The sequence below is a fragment of the Pseudomonas sp. MS646 genome, from assembly GCF_036693845.1.
Lineage (GTDB): Bacteria > Pseudomonadota > Gammaproteobacteria > Pseudomonadales > Pseudomonadaceae > Aquipseudomonas > Aquipseudomonas chlororaphis_E.
In genome coordinates, this window is record NZ_CP144763.1 from 4,269,989 (window position 1) to 4,283,788 (window position 13,800).

The window sequence follows — 13,800 nt, forward strand, 5'->3', positions numbered from 1 at the left end:
TTCGAGAGAAGACCCTTCGCCCATGCCTATCGCCCCTCAACGCCGCTCCTTGCTGCGCCTGCTGCTAATCAGCCTGCTGGCCTGCCTGTTCACCGCGCCGGCCAGCGCCGAAACAGCCAAGCGCCTGCGCATCGGCATTACCCTGCACCCTTATTACAGCTACGTGGCGAACATCGTCGGCGACAAGGCCGAGGTCGTCCCGCTGATCCCGGCCGGTTTCAACCCCCACGCCTACGAGCCTCGCTCCGAAGACATCAAACGCATCGGCGGCCTCGACGTGATCGTGCTCAACGGCGTGGGCCATGACGATTTCGCCGACCGCATGATCGCCGCCAGCGAAACCCCGGACGTGAAGGTGATCGAAGCCAACGAGAACGTGCCGCTACTGGCGGCCACCGGTACCGCGGCCCGCGGCGCGGGCAAAGTGGTGAACCCGCACACGTTCCTGTCCATCAGCGCCTCCATTGCCCAGGTCAACAACATCGCCCGGGAACTGGGCAAGCTCGACCCGGACAACGCCAAGACCTACACCCAGAACGCCCGTGCCTACGGCAAGCGCCTGCGCCAGATGCGCGCCGCCGCCCTGGCGAAACTGACCCAGGCGCCCAACGCCGAGCTGCGGGTGGCCACGGTGCATGCCGCCTACGACTACCTGCTGCGTGAATTCGGCCTGGAAGTGACCGCGGTGGTCGAGCCCGCCCATGGCATCGAGCCGAGCCCCAGCCAACTGAAGAAGACCATCGATCAACTGCGCGAGCTGGACGTGAAGGTGATCTTCTCCGAGATGGATTTTCCGTCCACCTACGTCGACACCATCCAACGTGAGTCCGGCGTGAAGCTGTACCCGCTCTCGCACATTTCCTACGGCGACTACAGCGCCGAGAAGTACGAGAAGGAAATGACCGGCAACCTCGACACGGTGGTCCGGGCCATCCAGGAGTCCGGCGCATGACCGCCCAGCAAACCCTCACCCGGCCTCACACCGGGCCGTTGATTGAATTCGCCGGCATCCGCCTGGACCTCGGTCGCACCACCATCCTCGATGAGGTGGCGTTCCAGGTGGCGCCCGGCAGCATCCACGCCCTGGTGGGGCCCAACGGTGGCGGCAAGAGCTCACTGATCAAGACATTGCTCGGGCAGATGCCACACCAGGGCCGCTTGAGCCTGCAATGGCCGGGCGAACCCGGCGTGATTGGCTACGTGCCCCAGGCGCTGGAGTTCGACCGGGGCCTGCCCATGACCGTGGATGATTTCATGGCGGCGATGTGTCAGCGACGGCCCGCCTTTCTCGGCCTGAGCCGGCATTACGCCGGTGCCATCGGCGCGGCCCTGGAACGGGTCGGCATGCAGGACAAACGCAAGCGACGCATGGGCGCGCTGTCTGGCGGCGAACGCCAGCGAGTACTGCTCGCCCAGGGTTTGATCCCACCGCCGCAATTGCTGGTGCTGGATGAACCGATGTCGGCGCTGGACGAGGCCGGGATCCAGGTCTTCGAACGGTTGCTGCGGGACTGGCGCGAAGCCGGGATCACCGTGCTCTGGATCGAGCATGACCTGGAAGCCGTCGCGCGCCTGGCCGACCGGGTCACCGGCCTGAACCGCCGGGTGCTGTTCGACGGTCCACCGCACCAGACCCTCACCCCCGAACGCTTGCTGTCGCTGTTTTCCACCCATCCACGGACGAACGGGAGCGCCGCCTGATGAGCTATGAAGCCTTTCGCTTGATGGTCCAGGGCTGGGCCTCGTCCGGCTACCTGCCCGAGGCGCTGGCCTACGGGTTCGTGGTCAATGCGCTGCTGGCCGGGCTGTTGATCGGACCGGTGCTGGGCGGCCTGGGCACACTGGTGGTGGTCAAGCGCTTCGCGTTTTTCTCCGAGGCGGTGGGCCACGCGGCGCTGACCGGCGTCGCCATCGGCATCCTGTTGGGCGAGCCCTACACCGGGCCGTATGGCAGCCTGTTCGGTTACTGCCTGTTGTTCGGCATCCTGCTCAACTACCTGCGCAACCGTACCGGCCTGGCACCGGACACCTTGATCGGCGTCTTCCTTTCCGTGTCCCTGGCCCTGGGCGCCAGCCTGCTGCTGATCCTGGCGGGCAAGATCAACGTGCACATCCTCGAAAACGTGCTGTTTGGCTCGGTACTGACGGTCAACGGCAACGACCTGCTGGTGCTGGCGGTGGTCGGCTCGCTGGTGATGGCCCTGGCGTTGCCACTGTACAACCGCATCATGCTGGCCAGTTTCAACCCGCAACTGGCGGCGGTGCGAGGCGTGGCGGTCAAGACCCTGGATTATCTGTTCGTGGTCCTGGTGACGTTGATCACGGTGGCGGCGGTGAAAGTCATCGGCGCGATCCTGGTCGGCGCCTTACTGGTGATCCCGGCCGCGGCGGCGCGCTTGCTCAGCCAGTCATTGAAAGGCTTTTTCGGCTGCTCGGTGCTGATCGCCACCGTCAGTACCTTGTGCGGAATCCTCGCACCGATCGTTTTCGACCTGCCGATCCCCTCCGGTGCCGCGATCATCCTGGTGGCCGGCATCGCCTTCGCCTTGAGCGCCATCGCCCGCGGTGTCGTCCCCAGCCTCAAAGGGAACCTTGGATAAATGATGATGCTTCGACGCTTGAGCCTAGCCGTGGCGCTAGGCGGCCTGATCACCCTCCCCGCATTCGCCGCCGAAAGCAGCCGGCCCGTGCACCTGCTGGCCTCGCTGCCTGTCACCTACGGGTTGAGCGAGACCTTGCTCAAGGGCACTGACGTCAAGCTGGACCGAGCGGCCCCGGCCAACTTGCCCGGCACCCGGCAGAGCGCCTATTTCAGTGGCCGGGGCGCTCCAGCACTGAACACACTGGCCCGTGACGCCGACGCGGTGATCGGCCTGCGCTCACTGTGGCCAGACGATCCGCTGTACCCCATGGCCCGGCGCAGCAACATCCGCATTGTCGAAGTCGATGCCGCCCGCCCGGTGGACGGTGCCTTGCCAGGGATCGCCGTGCAACCGGGCACGGCCGATGGCCTGGCGAGCCAGCCGTGGATGGCCAGTCATAACCTCGGGCGGATGGCCGATGTGATCGCCGCCGACCTGGTACGCCTGGCGCCCTCGGCCAAGCCCAGCATCGACAGCAACCTGGCGACCCTCAAGCAACGCCTGCTCAAGCTCAGCGCCGACAGCGAAAAACGCCTCGCCAGTGCCGACAACCTGAGCGTGGTCAGCCTGAGCGAACACTTCGGCTACCTGATCAGTGGGCTGAACCTGGACACAATCGACACCGACGCCCGCCCCGACGCCGAATGGACACCCGAGGCCCTCGCCCAACTGACCGCCCAATTGAAAGACAACGAAGTGGCGCTGGTGCTGCACCATCGCCAACCGTCGGAGGCCGTGAAAGCGGCCATCCGCGAAGGCGGTAGCCAATTGCTGGTGCTGAGCACCGACGCCGCCGACCCGGTGGCGGAGCTGGAGGGCAATATTGGACAAGTCATCGCGGCACTGGCAGGAGACTGACAGCGCCCCTGTGGGAGCGGGCTTGCTCGCGAAAAAACCAGCGCCTCCAACCTTTGTGCTGGCTGATACACCGCTTCGCGGGCACGCCCGCTCCCACAGGCTTTCAACTTAGTTCAGGGCATCCCCCGGCACACGCACGAACCCTTCCATCAATACCCGCGCGCTGCGGCTCATGATGGCCTTGGTCACGGTCCATTCGCCGTTGACCTGGCTGGCTTCGGCGCCGACGCGTAAGGTGCCGGAGGGGTGGCCGAAACGTACGGCGCTGCGTTCGGTGCCGCCGGCGGCGAGGTTGACCAGGGTGCCGGAAATGGCGGCCGCGGTGCCGATGGCCACGGCCGCGGTGCCCATCATGGCATGGTGCAGCTTGCCCATGGACAACGCCCGGACCAGCAAATCAACGTCGCCGGCAGCCACCGTCTTGCCACTCGACGAGACGTAGTCCGCCGGCGGTGCGACGAACGCCACCTTCGGCGTGTGCTGGCGCTGGGCAGCTTCGTCCAGGTGCTTGATCAAACCCATGCGCAAGGCGCCGTGGGCCCGAATGGTTTCGAACATCGCCAGTGCCTTGGCGTCGCCATTGATCGCGCCTTGCAATTCCGTGCCGGTATAACCGACGTCTCGGGCATTGATGAAAATCGTCGGGATCCCGGCGTTGATCAAGGTCGCCTTGAACGTACCGACACCCGGCACCTCAAGGTCGTCCACCAGGTTGCCGGTGGGGAACATCGAACCGCCACCGCCCTCCTCGTCAGCCGCCGGGTCCAGGAACTCCAACTGCACTTCAGCCGCCGGAAAGGTCACGCCATCGAGTTCGAAGTCGCCGGTTTCCTGCACCGCGCCGTCGGTGATCGGCACATGGGCGATGATGGTCTTGCCGATATTGGCCTGCCAGATCCGCACCACGGCCACGCCGTTGTGCGGAATGCGCGCTGCCTCCACCAGGCCGCTGCTGATGGCGAACGAGCCCACCGCCGCCGACAGATTGCCGCAGTTGCCGCTCCAATCCACGAATGGCTTGTCGATGGAGACCTGGCCGAACAGGTAATCGACATCGTGATCGGCGCGTGAGCTCTTGGACAGGATCACCGTCTTGCTGGTGCTGGACGTCGCACCGCCCATGCCATCGATCTGTTTCTCGTACGGGTCGGGGCTGCCGATGACTCGCAACAACAGGGCATCGCGCGCCGGCCCCGGGACGCGGGCGGCCTCGGGCAGGTCTTGCAGGCTGAAGAACACGCCTTTGCTGGTGCCGCCACGCATGTAGGTGGCGGGGATTCTGACTTGTGGTGCGTGAGCCATGGACGCTCCTACTCCCTATCGTGAGATTTAAACGGCGACCGCCGATTCAAGAAAGTCCTGGGCGAAGCGTTGCAACACGCCCCCGGCTTCATAAATCGACACCTCTTCGGCGGTGTCGAGACGGCAGGTCACCGGCACCTCGACGCGCTCGCCGTTCTTGCGCGTGATCACCAGCGTCAGCGTCGCCCGCGGCGTACGCTCGCCGATCACGTCATAGACCTCGCTGCCGTCGATACCCAGGGTCTTGCGGTCGGTGCCGGGCTTGAATTCCAATGGCAACACGCCCATGCCCACCAGGTTGGTGCGATGGATGCGCTCGAAGCCCTCGGCCACAATCGCCTCGACACCGGCCAGGCGCACGCCCTTGGCCGCCCAATCCCGGGAGGAACCCTGGCCGTAGTCGGCACCGGCGACGATGATCAGCGGCTGCTTGCGCTGCATGTAGGTTTCGATGGCTTCCCACATGCGCATGACCTGGCCTTCCGGCTCGACCCGGGCCAGGGAGCCCTGCTTGACCTTGCCGTTTTCCTGGACCATTTCGTTGAACAGTTTCGGGTTGGCGAAGGTGGCGCGCTGCGCGGTCAGGTGGTCGCCCCGGTGGGTCGCGTAGGAGTTGAAGTCCTCTTCCGGCAGGCCCATTTTGGCCAGGTATTCACCGGCGGCGCTGTCGAGCATGATCGCGTTGGACGGCGACAGGTGATCGGTGGTGATGTTGTCCGGCAGCACCGCCAGCGGGCGCATGCCCTTGAGCGGCCGCGCACCGGCCAGCGCGCCTTCCCAATAAGGTGGACGACGAATGTAGGTGCTTTGCGGACGCCAGTCGTACAGCGGCGTGACTTTCGGCCCGGTGTCTTCCTGGATAGCGAACATCGGGATGTAGACCTGGCGAAACTGTTCCGGCTTGACCGAGGCCTTGACCACCGCTTCGATTTCTTCGTCGCTCGGCCAGATGTCCTTGAGGCGGATTTCCCGACCGTCCACCACGCCCAGCACGTCCTTCTCGATGTCGAAACGGATGGTCCCGGCGATGGCATAGGCCACCACCAGCGGCGGCGACGCGAGGAACGCCTGCTTGGCGTACGGATGAATGCGGCCGTCGAAGTTGCGGTTGCCCGACAACACGGCGGTGGCGTACAGGTCGCGGTCGATGATTTCCTGCTGGATCACCGGGTCCAATGCACCCGACATGCCGTTGCAGGTGGTGCAGGCAAAGGCCACGACACCAAAGCCCAGTTGCTCCAGTTCTTTGGTCAGGCCTGCCTCATCCAGGTACAACGCCACGGTTTTCGAACCGGGCGCCAGGGAGGACTTGACCCACGGCTTGCGCACCAGGCCCAGGCGGTTGGCGTTGCGCGCCAAGAGGCCGGCGGCGATCACGTTGCGCGGGTTGCTGGTGTTGGTGCAACTGGTGATGGCGGCGATGATCACCGCGCCGTCGGGCATCTGCCCCGGCACTTCGGTCCATTGCCCGGCAATGCCATTGGCCGCCAGGTCCGTGGTGGCCACGCGGGCGTGGGGGTTGCTCGGCCCTGCCATGTTGCGCACCACCGACGACAGGTCGAAACTCAGGCCGCGCTCGTACTGCGCACCCTTGAGGTGATCGGCCCACAAGCCAACTTGTCTGGCGTATGTCTCGACCAGTTGCACCTGCTGGTCTTCACGACCGGTGAGCTTCAGGTAATCGATGGTCTGCTGGTCGATGTAGAACATCGCCGCCGTGGCGCCGTATTCCGGGGCCATGTTGGAGATGGTCGCGCGGTCGCCCAGGGTCAGGGCCTGGGCACCTTCACCGAAAAACTCCAGCCAGGCGCCGACGACCTTTTGCTTGCGCAGGAACTCGGTCAGTGCCAGCACCATGTCGGTGGCGGTGATGCCCGGTTGCAACTTGCCGGTCAGTTCGACGCCGATGATTTCCGGCAGGCGCATCCACGAGGCACGGCCGAGCATGACGCTTTCCGCTTCCAGGCCGCCAACACCGATGGCGATCACCCCCAGGGCATCGACGTGAGGCGTGTGGCTGTCGGTGCCCACGCAGGTGTCGGGGAATGCCACGCCGTCACGCTGCTGGATCACCGGGGACATTTTCTCCAGGTTGATCTGGTGCATGATCCCGTTGCCGGGCGGGATCACGTCGACGTTCTTGAAGGCCTTTTTGGTCCAGTTGATGAAGTGGAACCGGTCCTCGTTGCGCCGGTCTTCGATGGCGCGGTTCTTGGCGAACGCCTGGGGATCATAGCCGCCGCTTTCCACGGCCAGGGAATGGTCGACGATCAGTTGCGTCGGCACCACCGGATTGACCTGCGCCGGGTCCCCGCCCTGCTGGGCGATGGCATCACGCAGGCCGGCCAGGTCCACCAGGGCGGTCTGGCCGAGGATGTCATGGCACACCACGCGGGCCGGGAACCAGGGGAAGTCCAGGTCACGCTTGCGCTCGATCAGTTGCAGCAGCGATTCGCCCAGCGTCGCCGGGTCGCAGCGGCGCACGAGGTTCTCGGCCAGCACGCGGGAGGTGTACGGCAGGCCGTCATAGGCGCCGGGACGGATGGCCTCGACGGCCCCACGAACGTCGAAATAATCCAGCGAAGTGCCGGGCAGCGGTTTGCGAAATTCTGTGTTCATCGTCAGGACTCGGGTCACGGTGGTTTCAGAGGGGCCGGCGCAGCTATTGAAGTGAACCCGGTCAACTGTGGGAGCGGGCTTGCTCGCGAATGCGGTGTGTCAGTCGACATCAATCTTGAATGTCAGTCCGTCTTCGCGAGCAAGCCCGCTCCCACAAGAGAAGGCGGTTCCTTCAGTTACAGCGCCAGCGCCCTCCAGCTCAGCGTTGTTCGATTGGCACGAACTTGCGCTGTTCGACGCCGGTGTATTCGGCGCTCGGGCGGATGATGCGGTTGTTGGCGCGTTGTTCGAACACGTGGGCGGCCCAGCCGGTCAAACGCGAGCACACGAAGATCGGTGTGAACAGCTTGGTCGGGATGCCCATGAAGTGGTAAGCCGAGGCGTGGTAGAAATCGGCGTTGGGGAACAGTTTCTTCTGCTCCCACATGGTCTTGTCGATGGCTTCGGAGACCGGGAACAGCACCGTATCGCCCACTTCGTCGGCAAGCTTTTTCGACCAGCCCTTGATCACCTCGTTACGCGGGTCGTTGTCCTTATAGATCGCGTGGCCGAAGCCCATGATCTTGTCCTTGCGCTCAAGCATCGCCAGCGTGCCCTTGATCGCCGCTTCCGGCGAGTCGAAGCGCTCGATCATTTCCATCGCCGCCTCGTTGGCCCCGCCATGCAGCGGGCCGCGCAGCGAGCCGATGGCCGCGGTGATGCAGGAGAACAGGTCCGAAAGGGTCGAGGCGCAGACCCGGGCGGTGAAGGTCGAGGCGTTGAACTCATGCTCGGCGTAGAGGATCAGCGACACGTTCATCACCTTGACGTGCAGCTCGCTCGGCTTCTTGCCGTGCAACAAGTGCAGGAAGTGGCCACCGATGGAGGCTTCGTCGGTGACGCACTCAATGCGCTGGCCCTGGTGGCTGAAGCGATACCAGTAGCACATGATCGCGGGGAATGCGCCCAACAGGCGGTCGGTCTTGTCCTGCTGCTCGGTGAAATCGCGCTCGGGTTCCAGGTTGCCCAGGAACGAGCAGCCGGTGCGCATCACGTCCATTGGATGGGCGTCGGCGGGGATGCGCTCGAGCACTTCCTTCAGGGCCTGGGGCAGGTCCCGCAGCTGACGCAGCTTGCGGGTGTAGGCGTCCAGTTGCGCCTGGGTCGGCAGCTCGCCGTACAGCAGCAGGTACGCCACTTCTTCAAATTGCGCCTCTGCCGCCAGGTCGCGAACATCGTAGCCACGGTAGGTCAGGCCGGCACCGGACTGGCCCACGGTGGACAAAGCGGTTTGCCCGGCCACCTGGCCACGGAGCCCGGCGCCACTGAGTACTTTTGCTTCGGCCATTTGCTGTCTCCAATTGTTGAATTTGTAGGGAATCGGCAAGTTTCGGGAGCGGGCCTTATTTCTTCGCCGCGAACAACGCATCGAGCTTCTGCTCGAAGGTGTGGTAGTCGATACGATCGTAAAGCTCCATGCGGGTCTGCATGGTGTCGATGACATTCTGCTGCGTGCCGTCGCGACGAATCGCGATGTAGACGTTCTCGGCCGCCTTGTTCATGGCACGGAAGGCCGACAGCGGGTACAGCACCAGGGACACGTCGGCACCGGCCAACTGCTCGGTGGTGTACAGCGGGGTCGCGCCGAACTCGGTGATGTTGGCCAGGATCGGCGCCTTCACCCGGCTGGCGAACAGCTTGTACATCTCAAGCTCGGTGATCGCTTCGGGGAAAATCATGTCGGCACCGGCCTCGATGCACGCGGCGGCACGGTCGAGGGCCGACTCCAGCCCTTCCACGGCCAGGGCATCGGTACGGGCCATGATCACGAAACTGTCGTCGGTGCGAGCGTCCACCGCCGCCTTGATGCGGTCGACCATTTCCTGCTGCGAGACGATTTCCTTGTTCGGCCGATGACCGCAGCGCTTGGCGCCGACCTGGTCCTCGATATGCACCGCCGCCGCGCCGAACTTGATCATCGACTTGACCGTGCGCGCCACGTTGAACGCCGAGGAACCAAAACCGGTGTCCACGTCCACCAGCAGCGGCAAGTCGCACACGTCGGTGATGCGACGCACATCCGTCAGCACGTCGTCCAGGCCGGTAATGCCCAGGTCCGGCACACCGAGGGAGCCGGCCGCCACGCCGCCGCCCGAGAGATAGATCGCCTTGAAGCCGGCGCGCTTGGCCAACAACGCGTGGTTGGCGTTGATCGTGCCCACCACCTGCAGCGGATGCTCCTGGGCGACCGCGTCGCGGAATCGCTGGCCTGGCGTGCTCTTGCTGGAACTCATGACTCACCTCGTTCAGTGGCGGCGCTGTCCTGGAAATGACGCGCGATGTTGCGTTTGGAGGCGCCGATGTGCCGGCGCATCAGTAATTCAGCCAATTCGCCGTCACGGTCGGCGATGGCATCGAGAATCCGGTGGTGCTCGGCAAAGGCCTGGCGCGGACGGTTGGGCGTGGTGGAGAACTGGATGCGGTACATGCGCACCAGTTGATACAACTCGCCGCAGAGCATTTGCGTCAGGGTGCGGTTGCCGCTGCCCTGGATAATCCGGTAGTGGAAGTCGAAATCGCCTTCCTGCTGGTAGTAGCCGACACCGGCCTGGAACGCCGCATCGCGCTCGTGGGTTTCCAGGACCCGGCGCAGTTCGTCGATTTCTTCCAGGGTCATGCGCTCGGCTGCCAAGCGGCAGGCCATGCCTTCGAGGGATTCGCGGATTTCATAGAGCTCCAACAGCTCGGCATGGCTCAGGGACACCACCCGCGCGCCGACATGGGGCACTCGCACCAGCAGGCGCTGGCCCTCCAGGCGATGGATGGCCTCGCGCAACGGCCCGCGGCTGATGCCGTAGGTGCGGGCCAGCTCCGGCTCGGAGATCTTGCTGCCGGGGGCGATGTCGCCCTGGACAATGGCCGCCTGGATACGCCGGAACACGTTCTCGGAGAGGGTTTCCGAGTCGTCCTGGGCCATCACCGGGGTTTCGAGCTGACCGAGCATATTGTCGACACCTTTAAAAGCAATGTGCCAAAAACTAACCAATAAAGAACTATTCGTCAAAGTAAAAATCCATATTGTCGACAATCGTCTAATAACGACCTTCTCCATAACCGCTCGCATGGTTCAATCGTAGCCTCCGGCCAGCGGTGGCGTCAGAAAACCACCGTGCTAGAATGCCGCCGCTGTTTGCCGCTCTCCTCTATATAGGGAAAGCGCCTGAAGGAGCTTGCGCAGTAATGCCAGGGCCTGAACCGATGAACGGAATGCTGCGCACCAGGATCTATGACACTCAAGCCCTTATCTGCTGCTCTCTATCTCATGTGCCTGCCGGGGCTTGCCGCGGCGGGCGAAAAAACCGTGTACGGCCTCAACGAATACGCGGCCTTGCAGGGCATCGACCTGGAAGTGGCCGCCAAGCTCGACACCGGGGCCAAGACAGCGTCCCTCAGTGCCCGCGACATCAAGCGCTTCAAGCGCAACGGCGAATCCTGGGTGCGTTTCTACCTGGCCATCGACGCGGCCCACTCGCACCCCATCGAACGTCCGCTGGCCAGGGTCAGCAAGATCAAGCGCCGCGCCGGTGACTACGACCCGGAAGAAGGTAAGAAGTACACGGCTCGGCCGGTCATCGAACTGGACATCTGCATGGGTTCGGCCCTGCGCAGTATTGAAGTGAACCTGACCGACCGCAGCGCTTTCCAATACCCGTTGCTGATTGGCTCCGAAGCGCTCAAGCGCTTCGACGCGCTGGTCGACCCCAGTCTCAAATACGCTGCCGGCAAACCCGCCTGCGCCAATGCCGCTCAAACCGCAGAGTAATTCCAATGCGCTCCCTGACCCTCCATTTGAAAATGCTGATCGCCATCCTGGTGGTGCTGGGCCTGTCGGTGACGGCCTATCAGATTTTCGTGCTCGGCATCCCGGTGACCGAAGACGCCACCGACGACTTGTGGAACATCGACGCCAAGGTCGAGTTCGTGCCCAACGCCAAGGATCCGGTCAAGGTCCAGATGTTCGTGCCGCCCCTGAGCCGCGACTACGTGAGCCTCAACGAGAGCTTCATTTCCAACAATTACGGTGTGGCGGTGAACCGGGTCGACGGTAACCGCAAGGTGACGTGGTCGGCCCGTCGTGCCAAGGGTAACCAGACGCTCTACTACCGCCTGGTGCTGACCAAGCGTTACAGCGCCGAAAAAACCAAGGTCAAGGGCCCGACCTTCCGTGACAGCATCGCCGTCGAGGGCCCGGAAAAACTCGCCGCCGAAGCCCTGCTCGCCCCAATCCGCCAGCATTCGGCCGACGTCGAGACCTTCATCAGCGAGGCCATCAAGCGGGTCAACAACCTCAACGACGACAACGTCAAGCTGCTGCTGGCCGGCGATCCGTCGTCGAGCAACAAAGCGCGCATCGTCGAACTGGTGCTGTCGATTGCCCACGTCCCGGTGGAAAAAGTCCACACCATCCGCCTGGTGGCCGACCAGCCGCAGACGCCGGAACTGTGGCTGCGCAGCTTCAACGGCACCGATTGGCTGTATTTCAGCCCTGACACCGGCGAGCAGGGCCTGCCCACCGACCGGCTGTTGTGGTGGACCGGCGATGAAAACCTGATCACCGTCGATGGCGGCAAGAAAGCCACCGTGACCTTCAGCATGAACAACAGCGAGATGAACGCAATCCGCCTGGCCAAGCTGACGGACGAGAACACCGACGCCAACTTCCTCGAATACTCGCTCTACGGCCTGCCCCTGCAGACCCAGCAGACGTTCATGATCATGGTGATGATCCCGATCGGCGTGCTGGTGATCCTGGTGCTGCGCAACCTGATCGGCCTGCAGACCCTGGGAACGTTCACCCCGGTGCTGATTGCCCTGGCCTTCCGGGAAACCCAACTGGGCTTCGGGATCATCCTGTTCACGGTGATCACGGCGCTGGGGCTGTCGCTGCGCTCGTACCTGGAACACCTCAAGTTGCAGATGCTGCCCAGGCTCTCGGTGGTGTTGACCTTCGTGGTGGTGCTGATCGCCGCCATCAGCCTGTTCAGCCATAAGCTGGGCCTGGAGCGCGGCTTGTCGGTGGCGCTGTTCCCGATGGTGATCCTGACCATGACCATCGAACGCCTGTCCATTACCTGGGAAGAACGCGGCGCCGGCCATGCGATGAAGGTCGCCATCGGCACCCTGTTCGCCGCCTCCCTGGCGCACCTGATCATGAGCGTGCCGGAGCTGGTGTATTTCGTGTTCACGTTCCCGGCGATCCTGCTGATCCTGGTGGGCTTCATGCTGGCCATGGGGCGCTATCGCGGCTACCGCCTGACCGAGCTGGTACGGTTCAAGGCCTTCCTCAAGGCTGACTCGTAATGTTCGGTTTCTGGAAGACCTGGAAGGCCTTGGAAGCGCGGGGCATCATGGGCATCAACCGGCGTAACGCCGACTACGTGCTCAAGTACAACAAGCGCAGCCTGTACCCCATCGTCGATGACAAGATCATCACCAAGGAACGGGCGATCGAGGCCGGCATCCATGTGCCGGAGTTGTACGGGATCATTTCCACCGAGAAGGAAATCGACAAGCTCGACGGGATCATCGGCGGGCGCACCGACTTCGTGATCAAGCCGGCCCAGGGCGCTGGCGGCGACGGCATCATCGTCATCGCCGACCGCTTCGAGGGCCGCTATCGCACGGTCTCTGGCAAGATCGTCAGCCATGAGGAAATCGAGCACCACATCTCCAGCATTCTCACCGGCCTGTATTCCCTGGGCGGGCACCGGGACCGGGCGCTGATCGAATACCGGGTGGTGCCGGACCAGATCTTCAAGAGCATCAGCTACGAAGGCGTGCCGGACATCCGCATCATTGTGTTGATGGGTTATCCGGTAATGGCCATGCTGCGTCTGCCGACCCGCCAGTCCGGCGGCAAGGCCAACCTGCACCAGGGCGCCATCGGCGTGGGCGTCGACCTCGCCACGGGCTTGACCCTGCGCGGCACCTGGCTGAACAACATCATCACCAAGCACCCCGACACCACCAACGCGGTGGACGGCGTGCAACTGCCCTACTGGGACGGTTTCATGAAGCTGGCCGCCGGTTGTCACGAACTGTGCGGGCTGGGCTACATCGGCGTGGACATGGTGCTGGACCAGGAAAAAGGCCCGCTGATTCTGGAACTCAATGCCCGGCCGGGGCTGAACATCCAGATCGCCAACGACTGCGGCCTGACCCTGCGCACCCACGCCGTGGAAGCGCACCTGGAAGAACTCAAGGCCCGTGGCGTGGTTGAGACCGTGGAAGAACGGGTGGCCTTTGCCCAAGAGTTGTTTGGGCATATTCCGCCGGTTGAAGGTTGATCCTTTTTAGAATGCTCTATGCAAGATCTGTGGCGAGGGGATTTATCCCCGCT

The 13,800-nt window shown here is 63.7% G+C and carries 12 protein-coding genes; 7 read left to right on the forward strand and 5 right to left on the reverse strand.

Going from position 1 to position 13,800, the window contains the following annotated elements:
* Positions 1-22 precede the first annotated feature (22 nt).
* The 4 genes from V3H56_RS18585 to V3H56_RS18600 are packed head-to-tail and all read left to right on the forward strand — an operon-like array spanning position 23 to position 3,500.
* A complete protein-coding gene (locus tag V3H56_RS18585) occupies positions 23-952 on the forward strand; it encodes a zinc ABC transporter substrate-binding protein (protein WP_042729226.1) in 930 nt (309 codons plus the stop codon).
* Positions 949-1,701, forward strand: coding sequence for a metal ABC transporter ATP-binding protein (locus V3H56_RS18590; RefSeq protein ID WP_042729225.1), 753 nt, complete (start codon positions 949-951; stop codon positions 1,699-1,701). The genes V3H56_RS18585 and V3H56_RS18590 overlap by 4 nt, the downstream gene beginning before the upstream one ends.
* Entirely contained in the window at positions 1,701-2,600 is a 900-nt protein-coding gene (locus V3H56_RS18595) for a metal ABC transporter permease (protein WP_047736382.1), read from the forward strand. Before V3H56_RS18590 ends, V3H56_RS18595 begins: the two co-directional genes overlap by 1 nt.
* Positions 2,601-3,500, forward strand: a complete 900-nt coding sequence (locus V3H56_RS18600) for a zinc ABC transporter substrate-binding protein (protein WP_042729223.1) — start codon at positions 2,601-2,603, stop codon at positions 3,498-3,500.
* A gap of 108 nt (positions 3,501-3,608) precedes the next feature.
* On the opposite strand, the gene prpF is transcribed toward V3H56_RS18600, so the two are convergent.
* The 5 genes from prpF to V3H56_RS18625 all read right to left on the reverse strand — a co-directional run bounded on the left by prpF (position 3,609) and on the right by V3H56_RS18625 (position 10,404).
* On the reverse strand, positions 3,609-4,802 hold the full coding sequence (gene prpF / locus V3H56_RS18605; protein ID WP_042729222.1) for a 2-methylaconitate cis-trans isomerase PrpF: 1,194 nt from the start codon (positions 4,800-4,802) through the stop codon (positions 3,609-3,611).
* Positions 4,803-4,829: 27 nt separating this feature from the next.
* Positions 4,830-7,421, reverse strand: a complete 2,592-nt coding sequence (acnD, locus tag V3H56_RS18610; RefSeq protein WP_047736383.1) for a Fe/S-dependent 2-methylisocitrate dehydratase AcnD — start codon at positions 7,419-7,421, stop codon at positions 4,830-4,832.
* A gap of 199 nt (positions 7,422-7,620) precedes the next feature.
* A complete protein-coding gene (prpC, locus tag V3H56_RS18615; protein WP_047736384.1) occupies positions 7,621-8,748 on the reverse strand; it encodes a 2-methylcitrate synthase in 1,128 nt (375 codons plus the stop codon).
* A gap of 55 nt (positions 8,749-8,803) precedes the next feature.
* Complete coding sequence (gene prpB, locus V3H56_RS18620; protein ID WP_042729219.1) at positions 8,804-9,694, reverse strand: methylisocitrate lyase; 891 nt, start codon at positions 9,692-9,694, stop codon at positions 8,804-8,806.
* Positions 9,691-10,404 (reverse strand): GntR family transcriptional regulator, encoded by a 714-nt coding sequence (locus tag V3H56_RS18625; protein ID WP_042729218.1) that lies wholly within the window; start codon positions 10,402-10,404, stop codon positions 9,691-9,693. The genes prpB and V3H56_RS18625 overlap by 4 nt, the downstream gene beginning before the upstream one ends.
* A 282-nt stretch (positions 10,405-10,686) precedes the next feature.
* On the opposite strand from V3H56_RS18625, the gene V3H56_RS18630 reads away from it, so the two are divergent.
* From V3H56_RS18630 to V3H56_RS18640, 3 genes are read left to right on the forward strand one after another with little or no spacing between them, the layout of a single operon-like run.
* Positions 10,687-11,223 (forward strand): ATP-dependent zinc protease, encoded by a 537-nt coding sequence (locus V3H56_RS18630; RefSeq protein WP_042729217.1) that lies wholly within the window; start codon positions 10,687-10,689, stop codon positions 11,221-11,223.
* 5 nt (positions 11,224-11,228) lie between these two features.
* Positions 11,229-12,761, forward strand: a complete 1,533-nt coding sequence (locus tag V3H56_RS18635) for an inactive transglutaminase family protein (protein WP_042729216.1) — start codon at positions 11,229-11,231, stop codon at positions 12,759-12,761.
* Positions 12,761-13,747: an alpha-L-glutamate ligase-like protein gene (locus tag V3H56_RS18640; protein ID WP_338473738.1), complete on the forward strand. Its 987-nt coding sequence runs from the start codon at positions 12,761-12,763 to the stop codon at positions 13,745-13,747. Before V3H56_RS18635 ends, V3H56_RS18640 begins: the two co-directional genes overlap by 1 nt.
* Positions 13,748-13,800 lie beyond the last annotated feature (53 nt).

What these genes read in the sequence shown, in the direction of transcription:
- V3H56_RS18590 (WP_042729225.1), top strand. Translation starts at nt 949, where the DNA reads ATGACCGCCCAGCAAACCCTCACCCGGCCTCACACCGGGCCGTTGATT.
- prpF (WP_042729222.1), bottom strand. Translation starts at nt 4,802, where the DNA reads ATGGCTCACGCACCACAAGTCAGAATCCCCGCCACCTACATGCGTGGC.
- V3H56_RS18600 (WP_042729223.1), top strand. Translation starts at nt 2,601, where the DNA reads ATGATGATGCTTCGACGCTTGAGCCTAGCCGTGGCGCTAGGCGGCCTG.
- prpB (WP_042729219.1), bottom strand. Translation starts at nt 9,694, where the DNA reads ATGAGTTCCAGCAAGAGCACGCCAGGCCAGCGATTCCGCGACGCGGTC.
- V3H56_RS18635 (WP_042729216.1), top strand. Translation starts at nt 11,229, where the DNA reads ATGCGCTCCCTGACCCTCCATTTGAAAATGCTGATCGCCATCCTGGTG.
- V3H56_RS18595 (WP_047736382.1), top strand. Translation starts at nt 1,701, where the DNA reads ATGAGCTATGAAGCCTTTCGCTTGATGGTCCAGGGCTGGGCCTCGTCC.
- V3H56_RS18585 (WP_042729226.1), top strand. Translation starts at nt 23, where the DNA reads ATGCCTATCGCCCCTCAACGCCGCTCCTTGCTGCGCCTGCTGCTAATC.
- V3H56_RS18625 (WP_042729218.1), bottom strand. Translation starts at nt 10,404, where the DNA reads ATGCTCGGTCAGCTCGAAACCCCGGTGATGGCCCAGGACGACTCGGAA.
- prpC (WP_047736384.1), bottom strand. Translation starts at nt 8,748, where the DNA reads ATGGCCGAAGCAAAAGTACTCAGTGGCGCCGGGCTCCGTGGCCAGGTG.
- acnD (WP_047736383.1), bottom strand. Translation starts at nt 7,421, where the DNA reads ATGAACACAGAATTTCGCAAACCGCTGCCCGGCACTTCGCTGGATTAT.
- V3H56_RS18630 (WP_042729217.1), top strand. Translation starts at nt 10,687, where the DNA reads ATGACACTCAAGCCCTTATCTGCTGCTCTCTATCTCATGTGCCTGCCG.
- V3H56_RS18640 (WP_338473738.1), top strand. Translation starts at nt 12,761, where the DNA reads ATGTTCGGTTTCTGGAAGACCTGGAAGGCCTTGGAAGCGCGGGGCATC.